The following is a 21,771-nucleotide window of genomic DNA, read 5'->3' as shown; positions in this document are numbered from 1 at the left end:
CGGGCAGGAAAGCGGTGCCGCCCAAGAAAGAGCGGGACAGGAAAAGCGGGAAAAGAAAAAGGGACCTGTGCCCCCCTCCGAGCCCAGGTCCCTCTCTCTGCTCTGCGGCACGCCTCACTGACGTGCGTCGGGCGCGTTATGCCTGCGCGCCGGCCCTGTTGCGCCGCACGACGTACACCGCGCCCGCACCGGCGACGACGGCGACACCGCCGACCAGGCCGATCATGGGCAGCGCGGAGCCGGCACCGGTCTCGGCGAGGCTGCCGGTGGCGCTGACCGAGTTCACGTCGTCCAGTTCGCCCATTCCGCCCTGCGGCTCGGCGTCGTCCGGGTCACCGGCGTCCGAGCCCGCGGCCAGGATGTCGAAGAAGTAGATCCAGCCGTTGGGGTCGTCGGCCATCCAGCAGCCGTCGGCGTCCGAGTACTGCGCGAAGCCGCCGGTCAGACCGATGGCGTCGGGCACCTTGCCGCTGACGCTCAGCCGCAGCCGGAACGAGGTCGACTCGCCCGCGCCGAGCGAGAACGCGGTCAACGTCGCGCCCTCGCCGGCCGCGTCCGCGAGCGTGCGCCAGGTGCCGGTGGCCTTGTCGAAGACCTGGACGCGGATCTCGCCCGAGTAGTCCTGCTCGTTCCAGCCGACCGCGGCGACGCCGATCAGCGGCTTGATGTTCTTGATCTCCTCGTCGCCGCGGTTGGCGATGTCGAAGGAGAAGCCGGTCCAGCCGCTGCCGGCCACGATCGTCTCGGGCAGCCCGGACAGACCGCTGGTCAGGTCCTCGCTGAGGCCGACCTCGTCCTCGGCGTCCTCGCAGAGGTCGGGCTCCTCCTCCGGGGCGGAGGTGCTCGGGCTCGGCGAGGCGGTGGTGGAGGCCGAACCCGACGGGGTGGCCGTCGCCGTGGCCGACTGCGACTCGGTCGGCGCCGCCGTCGTGGACTGGGACGCGGAGTCGCTCGGGGTCGCGGTGGCGGTCTCGGAGGCCGACTCGGTCGCGGTGGCGGTCTCCGACGGCGCGGTGGTGGCCGTCTCGGAGGCCGACTCCGTCGCGGTCACGATCGGGGACGCGGTGTCCGTGTCGTCGGTGGCGTGGGCGGCCGGGGCGGCGAGGAGCGCCATCGGGGCCAGGGCAGCCGTCGCGGCCGCTGATGCCAGAGCACGGCGAAGCTTCATGAAGACCTCAAGAAGTCCGGTGTGCTGCGGTGCGGCAGCACGCGTGGGCGGTGGGCCCCGCGTGTGGGGCGCGGTGGTAACCCTTGATTCAGCAGGTTTGATCGGCGAAGCCTGTGAATGGTTGTCCGGCACTTCACGAGATTTTTATGTGACCTCAGTCACTCGTTCGCACGGATGTCCGCGCATGCGAAGGGCCCCGCGGGGCGGAGCCGCGGGGCCCTTCTTTCGTCAGCACCGGCGTCAGGGCAGCGCCGGTGCCTGGGGGCGACGCCGGGGGGTTGCGCCGCTGGTCTCGACTTGCGGCGGTGTGCCGGTGCACGGCAACGCCGCTCACTGCGACGGGACGTGGGGCCTGTTCACGCATCGCGCCGGACCGCCGTGGCCTTCGCGGCCATGGGGTCCTGCCTTGGACATTTCCCGCCGGTCGGCCCCGAGCGTCCCCGGAGCCGACCGTTCTCTTGGGTGACCGGGCTGCTGTCCCCTGCCGTCCGGTCACTTCCCTGGAGCGAGGTCCCACGACGCACGGCACGATCCGTACGTCTCATCGCTCCAGCGAGCCACGCGTGGTTCTTTCGGGCCCGCCCCTGGCTGGCACGGACACCCGGACCAACGAAGGCTCGCGCATGACGGTCACGCGCCGTACGGGTGAGGGGTCATGCGCACGTACGTACACGGAACGCCGATTCAGCCCCCGATGCGCCCGCGGCACAGTTCCAGCAGGGTCATCGCGAGCGCGGTGCCCGGCTTGCCCAGCGCCTCGCGGTAGTGGCCGAGGATCTCCATCTCCCGGGACAGGTTGACCCGGCGCCCGCCGGAGGTGATCCGGGCCTCCTGGATCACGGCCGAGACGGCCATCCGTTCCTGGATCAGGCCGATGATCCGGTCGTCGAGCGCGTCGATGCGCTCACGCGCGCCGGTGATCACGTCGACGGCCTCGGGCGTGTGCGCTCCGGTCTTCTCCGCTGCGGTCGCGGTCATGTCGGGGGCTCCTCACTGGACGGTGGTGGGGCCGCCCCGGAGCGACAGGATCCGGAGAAAAACCAGGCGCCCCGGACCTTGTCGGCCCGGGGCGCCTGGGAAGTCGCTTGTCAGTGGTTCAAGCGTCACGACCATGGCAGCCGGCGGGCCGGGTGCCATAGGTAAAGACGAAGGTCGAGCGCATGAACATGTGGTCAGTATGCCGTGACCGGAGGTGACGGTCCACACCGGGTTGCATCGTGAGACGGGAGCCGGGCGCGGCAGCCCCGTTAGAATCGGTCCCACAGCCCCTTCACAAGCCGCCGGAAGGCAACCCGTGTCATCAGCGACCCCCGCCGCCCCCGACACCGTTCTGGTCGTCGACTTCGGTGCGCAGTACGCCCAGCTCATCGCCCGACGCGTCCGCGAGGCCCGGGTCTACAGCGAGATCGTGCCGAGCACGATGCCGGTCGAGGAGATGCTCGCCAAGAACCCGGCGGCGATCATCCTCTCCGGCGGCCCCTCGTCCGTCTACGAGGCGGGCGCGCCGCGCCTGGGCAGCGCGATCTTCGAGTCCGGCGTCCCCGTCTTCGGCATGTGCTACGGCTTCCAGCTGATGGCCCAGGTCCTCGGCGGCACCGTCGACAACACCGGTGCCCGCGAGTACGGCCGGACCGGCCTGCACGTCGCCAAGTCCTCCTCCACCCTCTTCGAGGGCACCCCGGCCGAGCAGGCCGTGTGGATGTCGCACGGCGACGCCTGCTCCGCCGCCCCCGAGGGCTTCACCGTCACGGCGTCCACCGACGTCGTCCCGGTCGCCGCCTTCGAGAACGACGAGAAGAAGCTGTACGGCGTCCAGTACCACCCCGAGGTCATGCACTCCACGCACGGCCAGCAGGTCCTGGAGCACTTCCTCTACCGCGGCGCGGGCCTGACCCCGTCCTGGACGACCGGCAACGTCATCGACGAGCAGGTCCAGGCGATCCGCGAGCAGGTCGGCGACAAGCGCGCCATCTGCGGCCTGTCCGGCGGCGTGGACTCCGCCGTCGCCGCCGCCCTCGTCCAGAAGGCCATCGGCTCCCAGCTGACCTGCGTGTACGTCGACCACGGCCTGATGCGCAAGGGTGAGACCGAGCAGGTCGAGAAGGACTTCGTCGCCGCGACCGGCGTCCAGCTGAAGGTGGTCGACGCCGAGGAGCGGTTCCTCGAGGCGCTCGCCGGGGTCAGCGACCCCGAGGAGAAGCGGAAGATCATCGGCCGGGAGTTCATCCGGGTCTTCGAGCAGGCGCAGGCCGAGATCGTCGCCGACGAGGGCCCCGCCGTCGAGTTCCTCGTCCAGGGCACCCTGTACCCCGACGTGGTCGAGTCCGGCGGCGGCACCGGCACCGCCAACATCAAGTCCCACCACAACGTCGGCGGCCTCCCCGAGGACCTGGAGTTCCAGCTCGTCGAGCCGCTGCGCAAGCTGTTCAAGGACGAGGTCCGGATGGTCGGCCAGGAGCTCGGCCTGCCGGAGGAGATCGTCCAGCGCCAGCCGTTCCCAGGCCCCGGCCTGGGCATCCGTATCGTCGGCGAGGTCACCAAGGAGCGCCTGGACCTGCTGCGCGAGGCCGACGCCATCGCCCGTGAGGAGCTGACGGTGGCCGGCCTCGACCGGGACATCTGGCAGTGCCCCGTGGTGCTGCTCGCGGACGTCCGCAGCGTCGGCGTCCAGGGCGACGGCCGCACCTACGGCCACCCGATCGTGCTGCGCCCGGTCTCCTCCGAGGACGCCATGACGGCCGACTGGTCCCGACTGCCGTACGACGTCCTCGCGAGGATCTCGACCCGGATCACCAACGAGGTGCGCGACGTCAACCGGGTCGTCCTCGACGTGACCTCGAAGCCGCCGGGGACCATCGAGTGGGAGTAGGCCGGTAGGCCCCCGCCGCGGGGTCAGGTCCGTTTGAGAGTGCGCACCGGCTCTCCGGGCTTCCAGACCTGGACGACCAGATACGTCTCGTCCTCGACGCCGGTCCTCACGACCTCCGTCAACTCGGTGCGGAAGAGGTGGAACGGCTCCGGCGGTTCCACCTCTTCGCCGTAGGCGCGCTTGGTCCGCGGATCGTCGACCTCGACGGCCCGCCCGGCGATCCGGACGTCACCGCCGCCCATCGCCGTACCCTCACCGGGGTTCGCCATCAGGGCGAAGCGCGGGTCACGGCGCAGGTCGAGCGCCTTGAGGGAGTCCGGCATCATGCCGAGCCACAGCTCGCCGTCCAGGAACCGCACCTCCAGACCGGTGGTGCGCGGTGAGCCGTCCCTGCGCAGGGTGGCGAGGACGTGGTGGGTGAAGGCGCCGAAACGGTCCTCGACGGTCTTGGCGAAGTCCGGTTCGGCGGCGACGAAAGTTGCCCAGTTTGCTGCCATACGGCGAGTGTGCCGCCGAAACCGGACATCTGCTGTCGTGATTCAGACATGTCGCCGAAGCCCTGTTCTCCTGCGCTGACCGCCGGTAACTTCCGCTCCGTACCGGAACCCAGCGCCGGAGGACCGATGTCCGCGCTCAACCCGCTCCAGCCCCTGCCCACCGACCGGCTCCAGTTCGCGATGCCGCCGATGTACGAGTCGGTCGACGAGGAACGCCGGCACCGCAAGGAACGGCTCGCGGGCGCGCTGCGGATCTTCGGGCGCCTCGGCTTCGAGGACGGTGTCTCCGGGCACATCACCGCACGCGATCCGGAGCACACCGACTGCTTCTGGGTCAATCCGTTCGGGATGCCCTTCAAGCACGTCACCGTGAGCGACCTGGTGCTGGCCAACCAGGACGGGCAGGTGATCGACGGGCGCTACCACGTCAACCAGGCCGCGTTCACCGTGCACGTCCAGGTGCACGCCGCCCGCCCGGACGTGGTCGCCGTCGCCCACTGCCACTCGGTGCACGGCCGCGCCCTGTCCGCCCTCGGCGACCTGCTCGAACCCATCACCCAGGAGAGCTGCGCCTTCTACGAGGACCACGCCCTGTACGACAGCTACACCGGCGTCTCCGTCGACATCGCGGAGGGCCGCAGGATCGCCACCGCCCTCGGCACCCGCAAGGCGCTCGTCCTGCGCAACCACGGACTGCTGACCGTCGGCGACTCGGTGGACGCCGCGGCCTGGTGGTTCCTGTCGATGGAACGCTCCAGCCAGGTGCAGCTCACGGCGAAGGCGGCGGGGCGTCCGGTGCTCATCGACCACAAGTCGGCGGTGGCGACCCGGGAGCAACTCGGCGGCGACCTGGTGGCCTGGATCAACTACCAGCCGCTCTGGCAGGACATCAGCCGCAGCGAGCCGGACCTGCTGTCGTAGCAGGCGCAGCGGGACCTCGGCCGTGGGGCGGGGTACAGAAGTCCCGGAGCACGGCCGCCTTCGTCCGTGCGAACTCCTCGGCCGTGAGCACCCCGTCCCGGTACAGCTCGGCCGGCTCCCGCAGTCTGCGCAGCAGCACGTCGTGGTCGGCGGGCGGCGCCGGCACGGCGGGCGCCGGACGGGGCGGCCGGTCCTCGGGCTCGGCGCCGGTACGGGTGGACGGGCGCGGCGGACGGGCGGTGACGGCGGCGGCGACGAGCGCGGTGAGCAGGTCGCGCCGGGCGCTGCCCCACAGGTCCAGCGCGTACGGATCCTTCTCCGGCGGCAGCTCGGAGTGCGCCGTCTCCCGCGTCACGAAGCGCAGAAAGCCGTCCTCGGAGCCGGAGTCGGGCAGCCACTCGACCCGGACCAGGTCACCGACGGCGATGATCCGCGGGCCGGTCGCGCGCTTGACCCGGTCGGAGATCTCGCTCCAGTCGATCCGCACCTGCGTACCGTCGAAGGACACCGTGCCGTCCGAGGAGCGGACCGAGACCGGTACCGGCGGACCGGGCAGAGGGGTGATCCTGACCGCGCTGCCGTCGAAGGCCCAGGTGCCGTCACGCTGGATGATCCCGGCCGTACGGGAATTCTCGCGGCCGGGTCAACACGGCGGTCGCCCTTTCACCCGCGCTGACCAGACCTGGCGGACGAGCCCGGCGTGGCGTAGGGCACAATGCCCTGTCATCGCACAGGAGTTGTACACCTGGTACGTACGGCTCCGTTCTACGGGGATTCGCGGGAAGGCGGGCGTCGGGCGTGGCGGTGCAGGAGGCGAGACAGGGCGCGGACGCGAGTGCGCGCGCGGGCGTCCACGGTGGCGGCTGCACCTGCGGGGACTGCCCGCACGGAGCCCGCACCGGGCACCGCCGGGCGGTGGCGGAGTTCCTGGTGAAACGCGACGGGTTCGCGGCCGGGCAGGGGCTGCCGGCGGCGGTCGCGCACTCCGCCTCGGCGACCCGCCAGTGGGTCTCCGACGAACTGACCCAGTCCGCGGCGGCGGTCGCCGAACGCGGCCGGGCCGAGGGCGACGCCTGGCTGGCGCTCCTGTGGCGCCGTACGGCCTGCACGGTGTGGGCGCTGGTGGTGCTGTTGCTGCTGGTGCAGGCACTGACCGCGATCGGCGCCGGCTGGACGGCGGCGCGTACCGCCGGACTGCTCGCCGCGCTGGTGGTGGCCGGCACCCTGACGGCGGCCTCCTGGTTCCACCGCACGCGCGGCGGAGTGCTGGCCCCGGTCATCGGTGAGGACAACCGCCTGTCGACCTCCCGCGCCGTGGCCGCGCTGTGGGTGCTGTTCGTCGCCTACGCGGTCCTCGTGCTGGCGGGGCAGCTGGCGGCGGCCTCCGCGCCCGGCGAGCGTGACGAGCTGATCGCCGGACTCGAACTCGCCCGCGGCGCCGGAGTGGTCACCGTCCTCGCCGTGACCTGCGCCATCGCGGTCCTGGTGCGTCGCCTCGTGGGCACGCGCGTGCTCGGGCAACGGCTCCAGAAGGTCCGCGCGGACCGGCCGAGGGCGGCCGACCTGCTGACGGACGATTCGGGGCGCGGCACCTTCGCCGACATCCAGTACGCGGTCATCGGCGCCGTCGCCCTGGTCTTTGCGGCGGTGCGGCTGGCCCGCCGCCCCGACCAACTGCCCGACCTGCCGTGGGGGCTCGCGGCGGTCGTGCTCGTGTCGGCGGCCACCTATGTGGCCGGCAAGTACGCAGAGGGCGGCCGCCCGGTCGTCCTGTCCGTCGTCCGCGCGCGTGAGGCGGGCGACCTCGACGCGCCCATCCGCACCGGCGAGGACATCGAGATCCGCGGCGCGGGCTTCGTGCCCCCGGGCGCCGACGGCGCCGCGCGGCTGTCCCGGATGGTCGTACGCATCGGCACCGTTCATGTGCACGTCCCCCTCGTCCCCGTGGCGGGCGGCTTCAGCAACCCCACCGACGGCCTGCTGACGGTGCCCGTGCCCGTCGACGTGGAGCCCGGACGGGTGGAGGTGCGCGTCGTCACCGCGGCCGGGGTGGAGACGAACGCGTACGTGATCGATGTGACGGAGTAACAGCTGAGCCGCCGTTAGAGCCCCTTGTTCCGCGCCCCATCGGGGCGCGTCGCCGGAATTCGCGGCGCACGAGGATGAGCGGGCCCCGTCATTCATACGTATCGTCTGATGAGGGCCACGGCACGGCGTGCGAGAGGCGGCTATCAACGATGACTCACAGTATTCGTACGGACACGCACACCCCCCACCTGGACGGCAGCCGCGGCGACTGGCGGGACACCGCCACCCGCTACGCCCTGCTGCCCCTGCGGGTCTTCCTCGGCGTCACCTTCATCTACGCCGGGCTGGACAAGCTCACCGACAGCGCGTTCCTGAAGGACGCGGGCGCCGGCTCGATCGGCGGCATGATGGAAACCGTCCGCGGTTCCTCGGCGATTCCGGCGATGGTCGACATGGCACTGGAGAACCCCGTCGCCTTCGGCTACGCCATCGCCCTCGGTGAGATCGCCGTCGGCATCGGCACGCTGCTCGGCCTCCTCGCCCGCCTCGCGGCCCTCGGCGGCGCACTGATCTCCCTCAGCCTCTGGCTGACGGTCAGCTGGGCCTCCGACCCGTACTACTACGGCAACGACCTCGTCTACCTCATGGCCTGGCTGCCGCTCGTCCTCGCCGGCGCCCCCCTCCTCTCGGTGGACGCGGCGCTGCGGGACCGACGGCAACGGCGGAGCTACCGGTAGGGCCACGGTGGCGGCGGGCCACCGTCAGCGCTGACGGTGCCCCGCCGACGGCGGCGCCGCGAGCATCAGCGGGGCACACCCGCAGGCGTGTCCGGGCGGGGCTCGCGGTCGGCGCGGCGCCGTCGCCGTATGCCGTGGCTCAGCATCCCCACGGCCCCGGCCAGGCAGAGACCGCCCACCACCATCGGGATCAGCGCGAACCACGGGATCTCCCAGGCGCCGCCCGCGTCACCGGCGTAGACGACGCCCGCGGCGGCCAGGAAGAAACCGGCGACCAGCCTTCCGGGCTGGAACTCATGACGCAGCACGGCTGACCTCCACCTGTCCGAGGCCGACCCGGAGGTCCAGCTCCACGGTGCCCGCGTTCTTCACGCCCACGGGCGGCTTCAACGTCACTTCCTGATACCTGCCCGGCTGCACGTCCACGTCCTGCGTCTTCTCGCCCGGCAACTGGATGTCGCCCAGCCCCACGTCGATGGTGGCCTTCACCGTCACGTCCGGCGGGACGACCACCAGCAGGCGGCCGGCGCCCACCTCGACGTCCGCGGAGACGGTCCGCCCCCGGCCCGGATCCAGCCGGGTCAGGTCCAGGGTGCCGACGCCGCTGCCCAGCTCGTACCTCGGCGCCACGTCGGCCACCGCGGCCGGCCGCCAGGTCGTCCGCATCCACTCCGTGCCGATGTTCTTCGGCAGGGACGCCGCCCCGGCCAGCAGCCCGGCCGTGATGACGGCGAGGAAGACCGAGCCCGCTCCCGTGCGGCCCAGGAACGCGCTCACCGCGATGCCCAGTCCGATCACCGCGAGCGCGCAGGCGAGGCCCGTCTGGAGACTGGTGCCGAGCGGCCGCGCGTCCCAGGTCTCTCGGGTGGCGAGGGCACCGGCGAGCAGGGCGGCCAGGAACACCCAGCCGCCTATCCAGCGGGGTCCGCGCGGTCTGGGTTGCGCCGGACGCTGGGCGCCCCGGTACTCGTGGGCGCTGCCGCGGGTGCCCGTCGCGATCTTCACGGCCGCCGCGATGTCCCGGTCCCGGGAGTCGCCCGGCCCCCACAGATAGCCGGTGCCGCCCACGTGCGTGCCGTCCTTGACGATCGGCTCGCGCCACCACGACGAGTACGCCGCGGGGACCGGGGGCGCCTGGGCCTCCGGCGGGGCGTCGGCGGCGGCCTGGGCGGCCAGCGGGTCGGGGTCGGGGGCGCCGCGGTGCTGCGACCAGTACCCGGCGCCGGCCAGCAGGAGGGACAGGACCACGGCGAAGGTCAGCACACCGCCGTTGTTCAGCATCGTCAGGAAGACGCCGCAGCCGACCAGCGCGAACAGCACCGCGGTGAGCGCCTGCCCGTCGACGCGGCCGGTGAGCAGCTTGCGGACCTCGTTCTCCTCCTCGTCGTCGTACGGGACGAGGAGCCAGGCGAAGCCGTAGAAGATCAGGCCGAGACCGCCGGTCGCGGAGAGCACCGCCAGGGTGATCCGGAAGATCACCGGATCCATGTCGCACTGCCGGCCCAGCCCGGCGCACACCCCGGCGAACGTCTTGTGCCGCCGGTCGCGCCGGAAGCGCGGCGGCGGCTCGCTGGTGGCGGTGGCGTCCGGTGCCGCGGAGCCGGTCTCGGCGGCGCCGCCGGTCGTGCCCGTGCCGCCGGTCTCGGCGGCGCCTCGGCTCGCGGCGTCGCGTGCTGTGCCGCCGGCCGCGGCTGTTCCGTCGGCGGTGGCCGCGCTCTCGTTCGTGCTCGCGGCGGCGGGTGCCGTGCCGTCGGTGGTGGCCCGCCGCCCGTCGGTCGTCCCCGGTCCGGCCGCGGCCCTCGTCGTCTCCCCGTTCACGTCCCCGGTCCCACTCGTCCGTCCGCCCGCGTCCTCGCGCGCGCGGGCCTTTTCACCCGCGCCGTTCGCGTCCGCCGGTCCGGACGCCGTGCCCGCGTCGCGCGGGTCCTCCGCGTCGGGCGCGGCGTCCGCGTCGTGCTGGTGATCAGTCATGTGTCCATGGTGACGGGCGAGCTGCCGCGGCGGGAGGCGGAACGACCCTGGACGGACCCTGATATCGACCCTGAGCCGGCGCGCAGGGCGCGTTCGACGGTCCCGACCTCGAAGATCAGGGGAGTCTAGGGGGTCGACCCTGATGCTCCCGCCCGCCCACCGTGTGACCATCGATGGCATGCCGGAAGCCGCCACCGCAGCAGCGCCACTCGATGAACCGCGGCCGCCGCGCAAGCTCTACCGCAGCAGTGACGGACGCTGGCTCGGTGGCGTGGCGCGGGGGCTCGCCGGGCATCTCGGGCTGCCCGTGATCTGGGTGCGCCTCGTCTTCGTCGGCCTGTTCATGGCCGACGGCCTCGGCGCGCTGCTGTACGCCGCGTTCTGGTTCTTCGTGCCGCTCGGCGTCGGCGGCGTCGAGACGCAGAAACCGCCCTCCCTGGTCACCTCCGAGACCGCTCCCGACGGCCGCCGCAAGCTGGTGGCCCGCAGGCCCGACAAGGGCCAGATGGTCGCCCTGCTGCTCATGGTCGTGGTGGCCATGGTCTTCGTGGGCAACGTCAATCTGGGCAGCGGCGCCCAGGCCTATCTCTGGCCCACCGTGCTCGTCGGCGCGGGCGTCGCCCTGGTGTGGCGCCAGGCGGACAACGCCCGCCGGGCCCGCTGGGTCGAGGTCGGCCGCCGCAAACGCACCCTCACCCTGCTGCGCGCGGTGGGCGGCGTCCTGCTGGTCACCGCCGGTGTCACCGGCATCTTCGTGCTCCAGGGCTCCGCCGCCCACCTCGGCTCCGTCCTCCAGGCGGCCCTCGCGGTCCTGGTCGGCATCACGCTGCTCGCCGGTCCCTACCTCGTGCGCATGACCCAGGACCTGTCCGAGGAACGTCTGATGCGCATCCGCGCCCAGGAGCGCGCGGAGGTCGCCGCCCATGTCCACGACTCGGTGCTGCACACCCTGACCCTGATCCAGCGCAACGCGGAGAACGCGGGCGAGGTGCGCCGGCTGGCCCGCGCCCAGGAGCGCGACCTGCGCACCTGGCTGTACAAGCCCGAGGGCACCGGCAAGGACGAGGCGGACGAGCCGACCACGCTGGCCGACGCGGTCCGGCACAACGCCGCCGAGGTCGAGGACAAGCACGGCGTCCCCATCGAGGTCGTCGTGGTCGGGGACTGCCCGCTCGACGAGAGGATCGGCGCACAGATGCAGGCCGCGCGCGAGGCGATGGTGAACGCCGCCAAGTACGGTGGCGAGGGCGGCGCCGTGCAGGTCTACGCCGAAGTCGAGGGGAAGAAGGTCTTCGTGTCCGTCCGTGACCGCGGTCCCGGCTTCGATCCCGACTCGATACCCGCGGACCGCATGGGCGTCAGAGAATCGATCATCGGCCGCATGGAGCGCTACGGCGGTACGGCCCGGCTGCGGGCGGTACCCGGCGGCGGCACCGAGGTCGAGCTGGAGATGGAGAGGGCGGAGAAGACGTCATGAGCGACCCGACCGAGGCGAACGGTACTGCGGGAGCGGGAGAGGCGGCCGAGCCCGCCCAGTCGCCGGGCGGCGGTGCGGCCCGGCGGCACGTGCGCGTGGTGCTCGTCGACGACCACCGCATGTTCCGCACGGGCGTGCAGGCCGAGATCGGCCGCACCGAGCAGACCGGCGTCGAGGTCGTCGGCGAGGCCGCGGACGTCGACCAGGCGGTCACGGTCATCACCGCGACCCGGCCGGAGGTCGTCCTCCTCGATGTGCACCTCCCGGGTGGCGGCGGGGTCGAAGTCCTGCGCCGCTGCGCCGCGTTGATGGCCGACGCCGAGCGGCCGGTCCGCTTCCTCGCGCTGTCCGTCTCCGACGCCGCGGAGGACGTCATCGGCGTGATCCGCGGCGGCGCGCGGGGATATGTGACCAAGACGATCACGGGCACGGACCTGGTGGACTCCGTGTTCCGGGTCCAGGAGGGCGACGCGGTCTTCTCCCCCCGCCTGGCCGGCTTCGTCCTCGACGCGTTCGCGTCCACGGACGCGCCGCCCGTCGACGAGGACCTGGACCGTCTGACCCAGCGCGAGCGCGAGGTGCTCCGGCTGATCGCCCGCGGCTACGCGTACAAGGAGATCGCCAAGCAGCTCTTCATCTCCGTCAAGACGGTCGAGTCCCATGTCTCGGCGGTGCTGCGCAAGCTCCAGCTCTCCAACCGGCACGAGCTGACCCGGTGGGCCACGGCGCGACGGCTGGTGTGAGGGGCGGTCCGGTCGTGGCGCCGGACGGAAGGCGGGCCGGGGGCCGCGCCCGCCCGGCTCACACCACCCGCGTCGCCCCCGCGAAGGGCATCTGGTCGATCGGGGCCAGCCGCACCGGGGACGAGGGGTTCGGGGCGTGGATCATCTGCCCGTTGCCGATGTAGATGCCGACGTGACTGATCCCCGAGTAGAAGAACACCAGGTCGCCGGGGAGGAGTTCGGAGCGGGAGACGCGGCGGCCGGAGTCGATCTGGGCGTAGGTGGTGCGGGGCAGGGAGACGCCGGCGGAGCGGTAGGCGGCCTGGATCAGGCCCGAGCAGTCGAAGGCGTTCGGGCCGGTGGCGCCCCAGACGTAGGGGCTGCCGAGCTTCTGGTGGGCGTAGGAGACGGCGGCCGCGGCGCGGGCGTTGGGCGCCTCGGCCGTGCCCGGCGCGGTCAGGCCGTCCCGCTGCCCGGCGGCCCGGGTGGCGCGGTCGGTGCCGCCGTCCGCCGCGAGCTGCGCCCGCTCCTCGGCCGTCAGCCGGGACAGCAGTCGCCGGGCATCACCCAGCTTGTCGGTGACGGTCTTCTTGTGGCGTTTCAGTTCGGCCTGCCGCGACCGGAGCGAGGCCAGTTCCAGGCGTGCGGCGCCGCGCAGCTGCTCGATCTCCCGCAGCTGGCCGCGCACCCGCGTCACGGCGGCGGTCTGCCGGTCGCCGGCCCGTTCGGCGAAAGCGGCGCCGTCGAGGTACCGGTCGGGGTCGTCGGACAGCGCGAGTTGCAGGGCGGGGTCGAGGCCGCCGCCCCGGTACTGCGCGGCGGCGAACGAACCCAGCGCGCCCCGCGCCGAGTTGAGCCGCTCCTCCTTGCGGGCCGCCTCGTCCCGCAGCGCCTCCAGACGCCGCTCCGCTTCCTTGGCCTTCTCCTTCGCCCCGTTGTACTTCTCGGTGGCGACCTCGGCCTCCTGGTACAGCTTGTCCACCTTCGCCTCGACCTGTCCCGGCGTCAGCTGCGGCTCGGCGTGTCCGACGCCGTCGACGCCCGTCGCGGTCGCCGCGCCGGCGAGGGCGATGGTGGCCGCCGTACGGGCCTTGGCGCCCTGGGCCGAGCGTTGCCGGGGCTTGCGGTGGGCTGCCACGTGGACTGCACGTCCTTTCGTACGTCTCCGACGGCCGTGCGGCCGGACCGCCGTGCGGCCGTGCGACCACCGGGTCGGTACGGCCACCGGACGGACGCGGTCCGCCCCGACGCGGTCCGCGTCCGGCGGCGGCCCGCGCAGGGGGAGCTGGGTCGCCGCCGGACCTTCTCGGCGGTGATGTCCGACTGCCGCCCCTGGCCCGGGCGGCCTTGGGGAGCCGGTCACCTGGTGGAGGACGCTAGACCCGGGTGTGACGATCCGGTGACGCGATGTGCGGAACTGGCGTGAGGGGAGCGCGAGGTGACCGTATGTGACCGTGATCCCGATTCGCGGCGGACGCCTTCACGCTGAGCGATGACCGATGTCACGGTTCCGGGACGGGTGTGAGTCCGGAGGTGCTATGGAGCGCATATATGCATCCAGTCGGCCGGGCCCGGCTCCCTGCCCGGCGGCGTCCGGTCCCGGCCGGCGCACGGGGGCGCCGACCGGTGCGGGCCGGGAGCCGATGTCCGGTGCGGGCGGGGAGCCGAAGCCCGGTGCGGGCCGGGTCCGGGCCGCTGATTAGGCTCCCGGCCATGGACGTACTCATCCACCTCTTCGTCGGCCTGCACATCATCGGTATCGCCTCCCTCCTCGGTGGTTTCCTCACCCAGATGAAGGCGATGGGCGAGGGCACCGCCCGATTCGGCCCCGCCATGCTGCACGGTGCGCTGACCATGCTGGTCACCGGCGTGATCCTGGTCGGTCTCAACGAGGCCGACGACCAGGCCGTCAACAACATCAAGATCGGCGTGAAGCTGGCCCTGCTGATCGTGATCCTCGGCCTCGTCTATGTGAAACGCGACGAGGAGAAGGTGGACAAGGGCGCGTTCGGCCTGGTCGGACTGCTGACCACGGCGAACGTCTTCATCGCGGTCCTCTGGACCTGAGCGCGCCCGGCGAGCGAGGGCTGCCGGGGGCCGCGGAGGTGTCCGGGGCCCGCTCTCACGGACCGGCGCGCGGGGGCGTGGGCGGCGTGCCGCGGACGGCCTCCCGGGCCGCCATGAGCGTCCCGACGGCCGCCGCGAGCCACGCGGCCACGGCGATCCACAGCAGCACCTCGCCGGGCACGTCGAGCCACGGAACGTCCATCGTGGAGGCGACGGCCGATGTCGCCGCCGCCGTCATCCCCATCGGGAAGACGGTGGCCCAGCGCCGCACGTCGTACCCCGGACGCGGCCGGACGATCTCGGCGACGAGAAGGACCGCGTACCAGGCCAGATCGAGTACGAGCAGGGCGCCGGTCATGGTGCGCAGCACACCGTCGGCGTCGTCGTTCCACAGGTAGAGGTCCGGCCCGTCGGCGGCGATCAGCCGCGCTCCGGCCAGCGCCGAGATCGCCAGGGCGCCGCACGCGATCCACTGGTCGCCGGCCCCCTCGACCACCTGCCGCAGGTCGAAGCGGGCCAGGGCGAAGCCGTACAGCACGAGGCCCAGCCAGAACAGCACGAGCGCCGCGTGCGCGAGCCACGCCGCCGACTCGGCCTTCGCGAGGGTCGCGCCGAGCACGGCGAGCGCTTCGGTCGCCACCGTGCCGAGGAACACCGACCCCGGCATGCGGCGCCGCCGGTGCCGCACCGCGACGGTCAGCAGCACCGCCCACAGCACGGCCGCCGACGCCAGCAGCGCCGCGGCCAGGGTCTGCCACCCCAGCGCGGAGAAGCGGGTGCCGAGAACGGCGGTCGCGGCGACGGCGGTGAGCGCCGCGGGTGTCGCCGCCTCGCTCATCCAGCGCTGCGGCTGCCGCACCAGCCGTACGAGGAACTGTGCCGCCAGCGCGAGCCACGCGGCGCAGGCGACCGCGAGGAAGACCAGGGACAGGACCTCGTAGCCCTCCAGGTACAGGCCGACCGAGACGATGCCGGTCGCCATGACGGCGGCTCCGGCCGCCGGTGGATGCCGCGCCCACCAGGCGCGGAGGGGTGAGGTGCCGGACATGCGCCGATGCTATGGATCTTCGCGGGCCCGGCGGCCGGGGCACGCGCGCGTACCGGCGGAAAACCACGCGGGCGCGGCACCGGTACGGGCCGGGCCCGCCCGGAGCGCGCGCCCCGCGCCCTCCTCGTCAGGCCGGTCGCACCACGCTGTGGATGGACGACTCGCCGTCGTAGTAGATCGACTCCTCGCGCACGTACGTGCCGGGCTTCGGGGCGTGGATCATCATGCCGTTGCCGATGTAGATGCCCACGTGGGTGACGTCGTCGTAGAAGAAGACCAGGTCACCGGGCTGGGCCGCGGCGAGGGAGACCGTCGTGCCCGCGTTCACCTGGTCGTACGTGGTGCGCGGGAGGGACACGCCGGCCGCCTTCCAGGCGCCCAGGGTCAGGCCGGAGCAGTCGTAGGAGTCGGGGCCGGTCGCGCCCCAGACGTACGGCTTGCCGATCTGCGCGCGGGCGAAGGCGAGCGCCCTCTCGGCCTTGGTGCCGTAGGCCGAGTCGGACGCGCCGGTGTCCGAGCCGGAGCCGGTCTCGGTGCCGCCCGACGAGCTGCCGGCCGTCTCCTGCTCCTGCTGCTCCTGTGCGGCGGCCTCCTGGCGCCGCTGCTCCTCCGCCTGTACGCGCGCGAGCTCGGCGGCCTTGCGCTCGGCCTCCTCCTGCTTCTCCTTCTCGATCGCCGCGAGCCGCGCCTTCTCCTCGGCGGTCAGCCGCGACAGCAGTTCGCGCGCGTCGGAGAGCTTCTGCTGGACGGTCGCCTTGGCCGTCCGCAGATCGCTCTGCGACTCGGTGAGCGTTCCGAGGCCGTCGGCGGCCTCCTGGCGCTTCTTCATGGTCGCGGACTGCTCGGTGAAGTAGTCGTCGACCGCGTCCTTCTGCCGGCTGGTCAGCCGGCCCATCAGCTGGGTCTGGTCGAAGTAGTCCTGCGGCGAGTCCGCGAGCAGGAAGGTCGCGGTGTCGGGGGCGGACGCCCCGGTGCGGTACTGGGCCGCCGCGAACGAGCCCAGCTCCTCGCGGGCGTCGTTGAGTTTCTGGGTGCGCTGGGCGACGTCGTCCAGGAGGGTGTCGACGCGCTTGCGCTGCTTCGCGGTCTTCTCCTTGGCCGCGTTGTACTTCTCGGTCGCCGACTCCGCCTGGCGGTAGAGGTCGTCGACCTTCTTCTCGACTTCTTCGAGGCTCGGCTTGTCGTCGGTCGAGGGAGCCGCCTCGGCCGTCTGGGAGAGCAGGGCCACCGAGGTGAGGGCAGCCGTCGCGAGCGCGGGGGTGCGTATGCCTGCGACGCGCGCGCCCGTGGGACGCGACTTGCGGTGCGACGCCAAAGGAGGCGACTCCTTCCATGGGCCGCCTACCGGGTTAGCTGTCGGGTTCGGGCGGGTGGTTCGGAAGGGTTGCCCTACGGTCCCTCCCCGTGGAGGAGTTGGACCGATTCACCCCAAAGTCGGTTGGGTCCCCGGCTCCGGCTGCCGCGTGGGCTCCGGATTCGGCGGAGGCCGTACGGCCCGGCGTCGTTCGCCGGTGGGGGTCGTACGGCCTGCCCGGAACGGTAGCCAACTCGTGTGGCGCGTGTGAAGGTTGGTGGGTGATATGCCCGATACATTTTCGTGACCTTCAGTCAGTGGTTGCGGGCGGTAGCGGGGCGCCGCCGGAGGGTGAGGCGGAAGGGACCCGCAGGTCGCCGGCCCCCGGGGGCGATGTGACGCCCGCCTCACCGCTCAAGATCGAACACGTTCCCGCCGCGATGTTCCCGGGGCGGCCCCGGGTTGTCGGTGGGGCGCCCTAGACTCGGAGAGCGATGAGCAGCCTCTTTGACGACAGCTTCCTGGCGGACCTCCAGGCCCCGCGGGCCCACGAGGAGCCCCCGCCGCCGCCCGAGGACGATCACGTACCGGAGCCGGTCCCGGACGATCTGTTCGGCGGGAAGTTCGACGCGCCCCCGGACCGCGACGCGTACTACCGCGACGGCGCCCCGCGCCCCGCCGTGGACTCCGCCGCGCTCCTGGAGGGGCTCAACGACAACCAGGGCGCCGCCGTCGTCCACTCCGGCTCCCCGCTGCTGATCGTGGCCGGCGCCGGCTCCGGCAAGACCCGCGTGCTCACCCACCGCATCGCGTACCTGCTCGCCGAGCGGGGGGTGCACCCCGGCCAGGTCCTCGCGATCACCTTCACCAACAAGGCCGCCGGCGAGATGAAGGAGCGCGTCGAGCACCTCGTCGGCCCGCGCGCGAACGCCATGTGGGTCATGACCTTCCACAGCGCGTGCGTGCGGATCCTGCGCCGCGAGAGCAAGAGGCTCGGCTTCACCTCGTCGTTCTCGATCTACGACGCCGCCGACAGCAAGCGCCTGATGGCCCTGGTCTGCCGCGACCTGGACCTCGACCCCAAGCGCTATCCGCCGAAGTCCTTCAGCGCCAAGATCAGCAACCTGAAGAACGAGCTGATCGACGAGGAGGACTTCGCCGCCCAGGCCACCGACGGCTTCGAGAAGACCCTCGCCCAGGCCTACGCCCTGTACCAGTCGCGGCTGCGCGAGGCGAACGCGCTCGACTTCGACGACCTGATCATGACGACGGTCAATCTGCTGCGCGCCTTCCCGGACGTCGCCGAGCACTACCGCCGCCGCTTCCGCCACGTCCTCGTCGACGAGTACCAGGACACCAACCACGCCCAGTACGCCCTGGTGCGCGAACTCGTCGGCACCGGCACGCACGACGAGGACGTACCGCCCGGCCCGGACGACCTGCCCCCCGCCGAGCTGTGCGTGGTGGGCGACGCCGACCAGTCGATCTACGCCTTCCGCGGCGCGACGATCCGCAACATCCTCCAGTTCGAGGAGGACTACCCGGACGCGACGACGATCCTGCTGGAGCAGAACTACCGCTCCACCCAGACGATCCTCACCGCGGCCAACGCCGTCATCGAGCGCAACGAGTCCCGCCGCCCCAAGAACCTGTGGACCAATGCGGGCGCCGGCGCCCGCATCACCGGCTACGTGGCCGACACCGAGCACGACGAGGCGCAGTTCGTCGCCGACGAGATAGACCGCCTCACGGACACGGGCGAGGCGAAGTCCGGCGACGTCGCCGTCTTCTACCGCACGAACGCCCAGTCCCGTGTCTTCGAGGAGGTCTTCATCCGCGTCGGCCTGCCCTACAAGGTCGTCGGCGGCGTCCGCTTCTACGAGCGCAAGGAGGTCCGGGACGTCCTGGCCTACCTGCGGGTGCTGTCCAACCCGGAGGACTCGGTCCCGCTGCGCCGCATCCTGAACGTCCCCAAGCGCGGCATCGGCGACCGCGCGGAGGCGATGGTCGACGCCCTCGCCCAGCGGGAGCGGATCAGCTTCCCGCAGGCGCTGAAGCGGGTCGACGAGGCGTACGGCATGGCCGCCCGCTCCACGAACGCCGTGAAGCGCTTCAACACGCTCATGGAGGACCTCCGGACGATCGTCGAGTCCGGCGCCGGACCCGCCACCATCCTGGAAGCCGTGCTGGAGCGCACCGGCTACCTCGCCGAGCTCCAGGCGTCCACCGACCCGCAGGACGAGACCCGCATCGAGAACCTCCAGGAACTCGCCGCCGTGGCCCTGGAGTTCGAGCAGGAGCGCGGCGAGGGCGAGTCGGGCACGCTGTCCGACTTCCTGGAGCAGGTCGCCCTGGTCGCCGACTCCGACCAGATCCCGGACGACGAGGGGGGCGACGGCGTCATCACCCTGATGACCCTGCACACCGCCAAGGGCCTGGAGTTCCCGGTCGTCTTCCTGACCGGCATGGAGGACGGCGTGTTCCCGCACATGCGCGCCCTCGGCGAGAACAAGGAGCTGGAGGAGGAGCGCCGCCTGGCGTACGTCGGCATCACGCGCGCGCGTGAGCGGCTGTATCTGACCCGCTCGGCGATGCGCAGCGCCTGGGGGCAGCCGTCTTACAACCCGCCCTCCCGGTTCCTGGAGGAGATCCCCCCGGCGCACGTGGACTGGAAGCGCACGGGCGGCGGCGCGGCACCGGCCGGCCCGGTCTCGCCGGTGGCGGCATCCCTGTCCTCGTCCCGGTCCCGCTCGTCGGCGTCGGGCGCGTCCGGGTTCGCCACCCGCAGGACGTCGGAGAAGCCGGTGGTCTCCCTCGCGGTGGGGGACCGGGTGACCCACGACCAGTTCGGGCTCGGCACCGTCGTCGCGGTGAAGGGCACCGGCGGGAACGCCGAGGCGACCATCGACTTCGGGGACACGAAGCCGAAGCGTCTGCTGCTGAGGTACGCGCCGGTCGAGAAGCTGTAGCCGCTTCGTACGATGCGCACTGAGCCCCCGCCGTTCGGCGGGGGCTCACTCGTGCGGTGCGCGGGGGCGCGGGGCTCGCCACCGTGCCGCGCGGGGGCGCGGGACGAGGTGATGGGGTGCGTGAGGGGATCGGTGCTCCCGTGGCGGGGTGCGCCGAGGGCGCGGTGCTACCAGGGTTCGGGGCAGGGCGGGGCGATGGCCCGCGGTTTCAGCTCGGCTCCAGCCCGTGGCTGCGCAGCCAGGACAGCGGGTCGATCGCCGCACCGCCCGCCGGACGCACCTCGAAGTGAAGGTGAGGACCGGTCGAGTTGCCGGAGTTGCCGGAGAAGGCGATCGGAGTGCCCGCCTTGACGGTCGTACCGGACGGAACCTGGTAGCTCGACAGATGGCAGTACCAGGTCTCCGTGCCGTCCATCGCCGTCACGATCATCATGTTGCCGTAGGCGTTGTTCCACTGGGTGCGGACCGTGCCGTCGGTCGCGGCCATCACGGTGGTGCCGTACGGGACCGGGAAGTCGATACCGGTGTGCACCGACATCCAGTTGATGCCGGACTGGCCGAAGTAGGCGCTGAGCCCACCCGCGACCGGCAGGGCGAACTTGGGGCGCAGCCGCTCCTTGCGGGCCGCCTCCTCCGCCGCCTTCCTCTTCTCCAACTCCTGCTGCGCCTTGAGGTCGATACGCTCCTGCGTACGGCTGGCCCGGTCGGCGAAGTCGTCGGCCTCGGCGGTGAGGCTCTCGAGCTGGGTGTCGAGCTGGTTGTTGGCGGCGGACGGCTTCACCGGCTGCGCGTCGGACGCCGTCGTGTTCGTGTCCTGCTCGTCGCCGCCGAGCGTGCCGACGGAGGCGGCGGCGATGCCGGCCACACCCATCACGCACGCCGAGGGCACGGCGACCGTCAGCAGTGCGGAGCGCTTGGCGGGGCTCCGGCGCCGCGAGCGGGCACCACTGCGGGAGGCGGTCCGCGACACAGGGGCCGGCGTGACCTCCTCCTGGTCGTCCAGGAGGGGCGCGGTCATGGTGGGCAGATCGGCGAAGTCGGTCGACTCGCGGGCGTCGTCGGCCGATTCGCCGTACGCGACCTGCTCGAAGGTGGCGGTCGCCTGCTGGTCGAAGGGGGTGTTCGCCTGGTCGTACGGATCGGCCTGCCCGGCGAAGTCCTCGGCCGCGTGGTCGTAGGACTCGGTCTGCGCGGCGAATTCCTCAGCGGGGTGCTCGTAGGGGCCGGCCTGCTGCGGAAAGGGTTCGGCGTGCTGCTCGTAGGCATCGGAGCCCGTGTTCGGGGTGCCGTCGGAGTTCCACTGCGTGGCGTCGTACGCGCCGGTGTCGTAGGCCTGCGTGCCCCAGTCCCACTGCTGGGTCCGGTCGGCGGGAACGGCCGCCTGCTCGGGCTGGAGCCATGCGCTCGCGTCCCACTGCCCGCTCACATCGGGCGCGCCGGCCTGCTGCGGGATGAGGGGGAGCTGCTGGTGGTCGCCGGACCAGGCGGTCGCGTCGTAGGCGCCGCTGTCGTAGGCGGCGTGGTGCTGGGCCGCGTACGGGTCGTAGTTGAGCGTTTGATGGTTGCCGGTGGACCACTGCGTGGCGTCGTACCCGCCGGTGGCGTGACCGCCGGCCGCGAGATCGCCGAAGAGGGGGTCGGTCTCGAAGCTCGTGGTGGCGCTCGCGGCGACGTGACCGCTGGTGTCAAAACCGTTGGCGGTGTAGGTGCCGTACGTGGTGAAGTCGCCGTACTGGGCTTCCGGTGTGCCGTAGGACGCGTAATGCGCCGAAGCGGCTTCGGAAGCCGGAGCCGGGGAGGTCATGGCCCCCGACGGGTGACGATCGTTCACCAACTTCTCTTTCGCCTCGACAACAGGGGCTGGCAGAGCAGTGCGGTGACTGTACCCGGCGGTACGCGGGCACGACAATCTTCGGCAGGTTTCGCGCTCGCAGGAAACGGGCATTCGGCCGTGTTTCGGGGGACCGCGGGCACGGGTTTGGCTTTGTGTTCGAAGATTGTTC

General features: G+C 72.1%; 17 protein-coding genes, 1 pseudogene and 1 riboswitch. Of the genes and pseudogenes, 8 read left to right on the top strand and 10 right to left on the bottom strand.

Annotated elements, in window-relative coordinates; translation table 11 throughout:
* Nucleotides 1–136 precede the first annotated feature (136 nt).
* Both DN051_RS16480 and DN051_RS16475 read right to left on the bottom strand, forming a co-directional pair.
* Nucleotides 137–1,168: a hypothetical protein gene (locus tag DN051_RS16480; protein ID WP_053759455.1), complete on the bottom strand. Its 1,032-nt coding sequence runs from the start codon at nucleotides 1,166–1,168 to the stop codon at nucleotides 137–139.
* Nucleotides 1,169–1,852: 684 nt separating this feature from the next.
* The gene (locus DN051_RS16475) at nucleotides 1,853–2,146 is read right to left on the bottom strand and encodes a chorismate mutase (protein WP_053759454.1); all 294 of its coding nucleotides are present in this window, start codon (nucleotides 2,144–2,146) and stop codon (nucleotides 1,853–1,855) included.
* A gap of 316 nt (nucleotides 2,147–2,462) precedes the next feature.
* Between DN051_RS16475 and guaA the strand changes: the two genes are divergently transcribed.
* Nucleotides 2,463–4,037: a glutamine-hydrolyzing GMP synthase gene (guaA, locus tag DN051_RS16470; RefSeq protein WP_053759453.1), complete on the top strand. Its 1,575-nt coding sequence runs from the start codon at nucleotides 2,463–2,465 to the stop codon at nucleotides 4,035–4,037.
* A gap of 23 nt (nucleotides 4,038–4,060) precedes the next feature.
* Here guaA and DN051_RS16465 read toward each other — a convergent pair whose 3' ends face one another.
* Nucleotides 4,061–4,534 (bottom strand): pyridoxamine 5'-phosphate oxidase family protein, encoded by a 474-nt coding sequence (locus DN051_RS16465; protein WP_053759452.1) that lies wholly within the window; start codon nucleotides 4,532–4,534, stop codon nucleotides 4,061–4,063.
* Between the two features lie 126 nt (nucleotides 4,535–4,660).
* Between DN051_RS16465 and DN051_RS16460 the strand changes: the two genes are divergently transcribed.
* The gene (locus DN051_RS16460) at nucleotides 4,661–5,455 is read left to right on the top strand and encodes a class II aldolase/adducin family protein (protein WP_053759451.1); all 795 of its coding nucleotides are present in this window, start codon (nucleotides 4,661–4,663) and stop codon (nucleotides 5,453–5,455) included.
* Here DN051_RS16460 and DN051_RS16455 read toward each other — a convergent pair.
* Nucleotides 5,424–6,011, bottom strand: a pseudogene (locus DN051_RS16455) (DUF4429 domain-containing protein); the annotation flags it as partial. The gene DN051_RS16460 and the pseudogene DN051_RS16455 sit on opposite strands and share 32 nt — an antisense overlap.
* A gap of 242 nt (nucleotides 6,012–6,253) precedes the next feature.
* Here DN051_RS16455 and DN051_RS16450 point away from each other — a divergent pair.
* Together DN051_RS16450 and DN051_RS16445 are read left to right on the top strand one after the other, a co-directional pair.
* On the top strand, nucleotides 6,254–7,543 hold the full coding sequence (locus DN051_RS16450; protein ID WP_053759450.1) for a hypothetical protein: 1,290 nt from the start codon (nucleotides 6,254–6,256) through the stop codon (nucleotides 7,541–7,543).
* A gap of 149 nt (nucleotides 7,544–7,692) precedes the next feature.
* Nucleotides 7,693–8,220 (top strand): TQO small subunit DoxD, encoded by a 528-nt coding sequence (locus DN051_RS16445; RefSeq protein WP_053759449.1) that lies wholly within the window; start codon nucleotides 7,693–7,695, stop codon nucleotides 8,218–8,220.
* Between the two features lie 65 nt (nucleotides 8,221–8,285).
* Here DN051_RS16445 and DN051_RS16440 read toward each other — a convergent pair whose 3' ends face one another.
* Nucleotides 8,286–8,528 (bottom strand): hypothetical protein, encoded by a 243-nt coding sequence (locus DN051_RS16440; RefSeq protein ID WP_053759448.1) that lies wholly within the window; start codon nucleotides 8,526–8,528, stop codon nucleotides 8,286–8,288.
* Entirely contained in the window at nucleotides 8,515–10,191 is a 1,677-nt protein-coding gene (locus DN051_RS16435) for a PspC domain-containing protein (RefSeq protein ID WP_162624946.1), read from the bottom strand. The genes DN051_RS16440 and DN051_RS16435 overlap by 14 nt, the downstream gene beginning before the upstream one ends.
* A gap of 178 nt (nucleotides 10,192–10,369) precedes the next feature.
* Between DN051_RS16435 and DN051_RS16430 the strand changes: the two genes are divergently transcribed.
* Both DN051_RS16430 and DN051_RS16425 read left to right on the top strand, forming a co-directional pair.
* Complete coding sequence (locus DN051_RS16430; protein WP_112442308.1) at nucleotides 10,370–11,668, top strand: ATP-binding protein; 1,299 nt, start codon at nucleotides 10,370–10,372, stop codon at nucleotides 11,666–11,668.
* On the top strand, nucleotides 11,665–12,411 hold the full coding sequence (locus DN051_RS16425) for a LuxR C-terminal-related transcriptional regulator (RefSeq protein ID WP_053759447.1): 747 nt from the start codon (nucleotides 11,665–11,667) through the stop codon (nucleotides 12,409–12,411). The genes DN051_RS16430 and DN051_RS16425 overlap by 4 nt, the downstream gene beginning before the upstream one ends.
* A 58-nt stretch (nucleotides 12,412–12,469) precedes the next feature.
* Here the strand turns inward: DN051_RS16425 and DN051_RS16420 are convergent, their stop codons facing one another.
* Nucleotides 12,470–13,528, bottom strand: coding sequence for a C40 family peptidase (locus DN051_RS16420; RefSeq protein ID WP_112438986.1), 1,059 nt, complete (start codon nucleotides 13,526–13,528; stop codon nucleotides 12,470–12,472).
* Between the two features lie 575 nt (nucleotides 13,529–14,103).
* Here DN051_RS16420 and DN051_RS16415 point away from each other — a divergent pair.
* Nucleotides 14,104–14,457, top strand: a complete 354-nt coding sequence (locus DN051_RS16415; protein ID WP_053759445.1) for a hypothetical protein — start codon at nucleotides 14,104–14,106, stop codon at nucleotides 14,455–14,457.
* A gap of 55 nt (nucleotides 14,458–14,512) precedes the next feature.
* Here DN051_RS16415 and DN051_RS16410 read toward each other — a convergent pair whose 3' ends face one another.
* Both DN051_RS16410 and DN051_RS16405 read right to left on the bottom strand, forming a co-directional pair.
* On the bottom strand, nucleotides 14,513–15,505 hold the full coding sequence (locus tag DN051_RS16410) for a tellurite resistance/C4-dicarboxylate transporter family protein (protein ID WP_053759444.1): 993 nt from the start codon (nucleotides 15,503–15,505) through the stop codon (nucleotides 14,513–14,515).
* 127 nt (nucleotides 15,506–15,632) lie between these two features.
* Nucleotides 15,633–16,820 (bottom strand): C40 family peptidase, encoded by a 1,188-nt coding sequence (locus DN051_RS16405; protein ID WP_112438985.1) that lies wholly within the window; start codon nucleotides 16,818–16,820, stop codon nucleotides 15,633–15,635.
* 7 nt (nucleotides 16,821–16,827) lie between these two features.
* Nucleotides 16,828–16,997: riboswitch (cyclic di-AMP (ydaO/yuaA leader) on the bottom strand.
* Nucleotides 16,998–17,293: 296 nt separating this feature from the next.
* On the opposite strand from DN051_RS16405, the gene pcrA reads away from it, so the two are divergent.
* Nucleotides 17,294–19,768, top strand: coding sequence for a DNA helicase PcrA (gene pcrA / locus DN051_RS16400; protein WP_053759442.1), 2,475 nt, complete (start codon nucleotides 17,294–17,296; stop codon nucleotides 19,766–19,768).
* A 208-nt stretch (nucleotides 19,769–19,976) separates the two neighbouring features.
* Here pcrA and DN051_RS16395 read toward each other — a convergent pair whose 3' ends face one another.
* Entirely contained in the window at nucleotides 19,977–21,599 is a 1,623-nt protein-coding gene (locus tag DN051_RS16395) for a M23 family metallopeptidase (RefSeq protein ID WP_053759441.1), read from the bottom strand.
* Between the last annotated feature and the right edge of the window lie 172 nt (nucleotides 21,600–21,771).

The organism is Streptomyces cadmiisoli, assembly GCF_003261055.1.
Classification (GTDB): Bacteria; Actinomycetota; Actinomycetes; order Streptomycetales; family Streptomycetaceae; genus Streptomyces; species Streptomyces cadmiisoli.
This window is presented reverse-complemented; position numbering and strand designations above follow the sequence as displayed.

Bases quoted from the DNA above. Each gene is read 5' to 3' on its own strand.
- DN051_RS16480 (WP_053759455.1), bottom strand. From the start codon at position 1,168: ATGAAGCTTCGCCGTGCTCTGGCATCAGCGGCCGCGACGGCTGCCCTG.
- DN051_RS16475 (WP_053759454.1), bottom strand. From the start codon at position 2,146: ATGACCGCGACCGCAGCGGAGAAGACCGGAGCGCACACGCCCGAGGCC.
- DN051_RS16465 (WP_053759452.1), bottom strand. From the start codon at position 4,534: ATGGCAGCAAACTGGGCAACTTTCGTCGCCGCCGAACCGGACTTCGCC.
- DN051_RS16460 (WP_053759451.1), top strand. From the start codon at position 4,661: ATGTCCGCGCTCAACCCGCTCCAGCCCCTGCCCACCGACCGGCTCCAG.
- DN051_RS16445 (WP_053759449.1), top strand. From the start codon at position 7,693: ATGACTCACAGTATTCGTACGGACACGCACACCCCCCACCTGGACGGC.
- DN051_RS16435 (WP_162624946.1), bottom strand. From the start codon at position 10,191: ATGACTGATCACCAGCACGACGCGGACGCCGCGCCCGACGCGGAGGAC.
- DN051_RS16430 (WP_112442308.1), top strand. From the start codon at position 10,370: ATGCCGGAAGCCGCCACCGCAGCAGCGCCACTCGATGAACCGCGGCCG.
- DN051_RS16425 (WP_053759447.1), top strand. From the start codon at position 11,665: ATGAGCGACCCGACCGAGGCGAACGGTACTGCGGGAGCGGGAGAGGCG.
- DN051_RS16415 (WP_053759445.1), top strand. From the start codon at position 14,104: ATGGACGTACTCATCCACCTCTTCGTCGGCCTGCACATCATCGGTATC.
- DN051_RS16410 (WP_053759444.1), bottom strand. From the start codon at position 15,505: ATGTCCGGCACCTCACCCCTCCGCGCCTGGTGGGCGCGGCATCCACCG.
- pcrA (WP_053759442.1), top strand. From the start codon at position 17,294: ATGAGCAGCCTCTTTGACGACAGCTTCCTGGCGGACCTCCAGGCCCCG.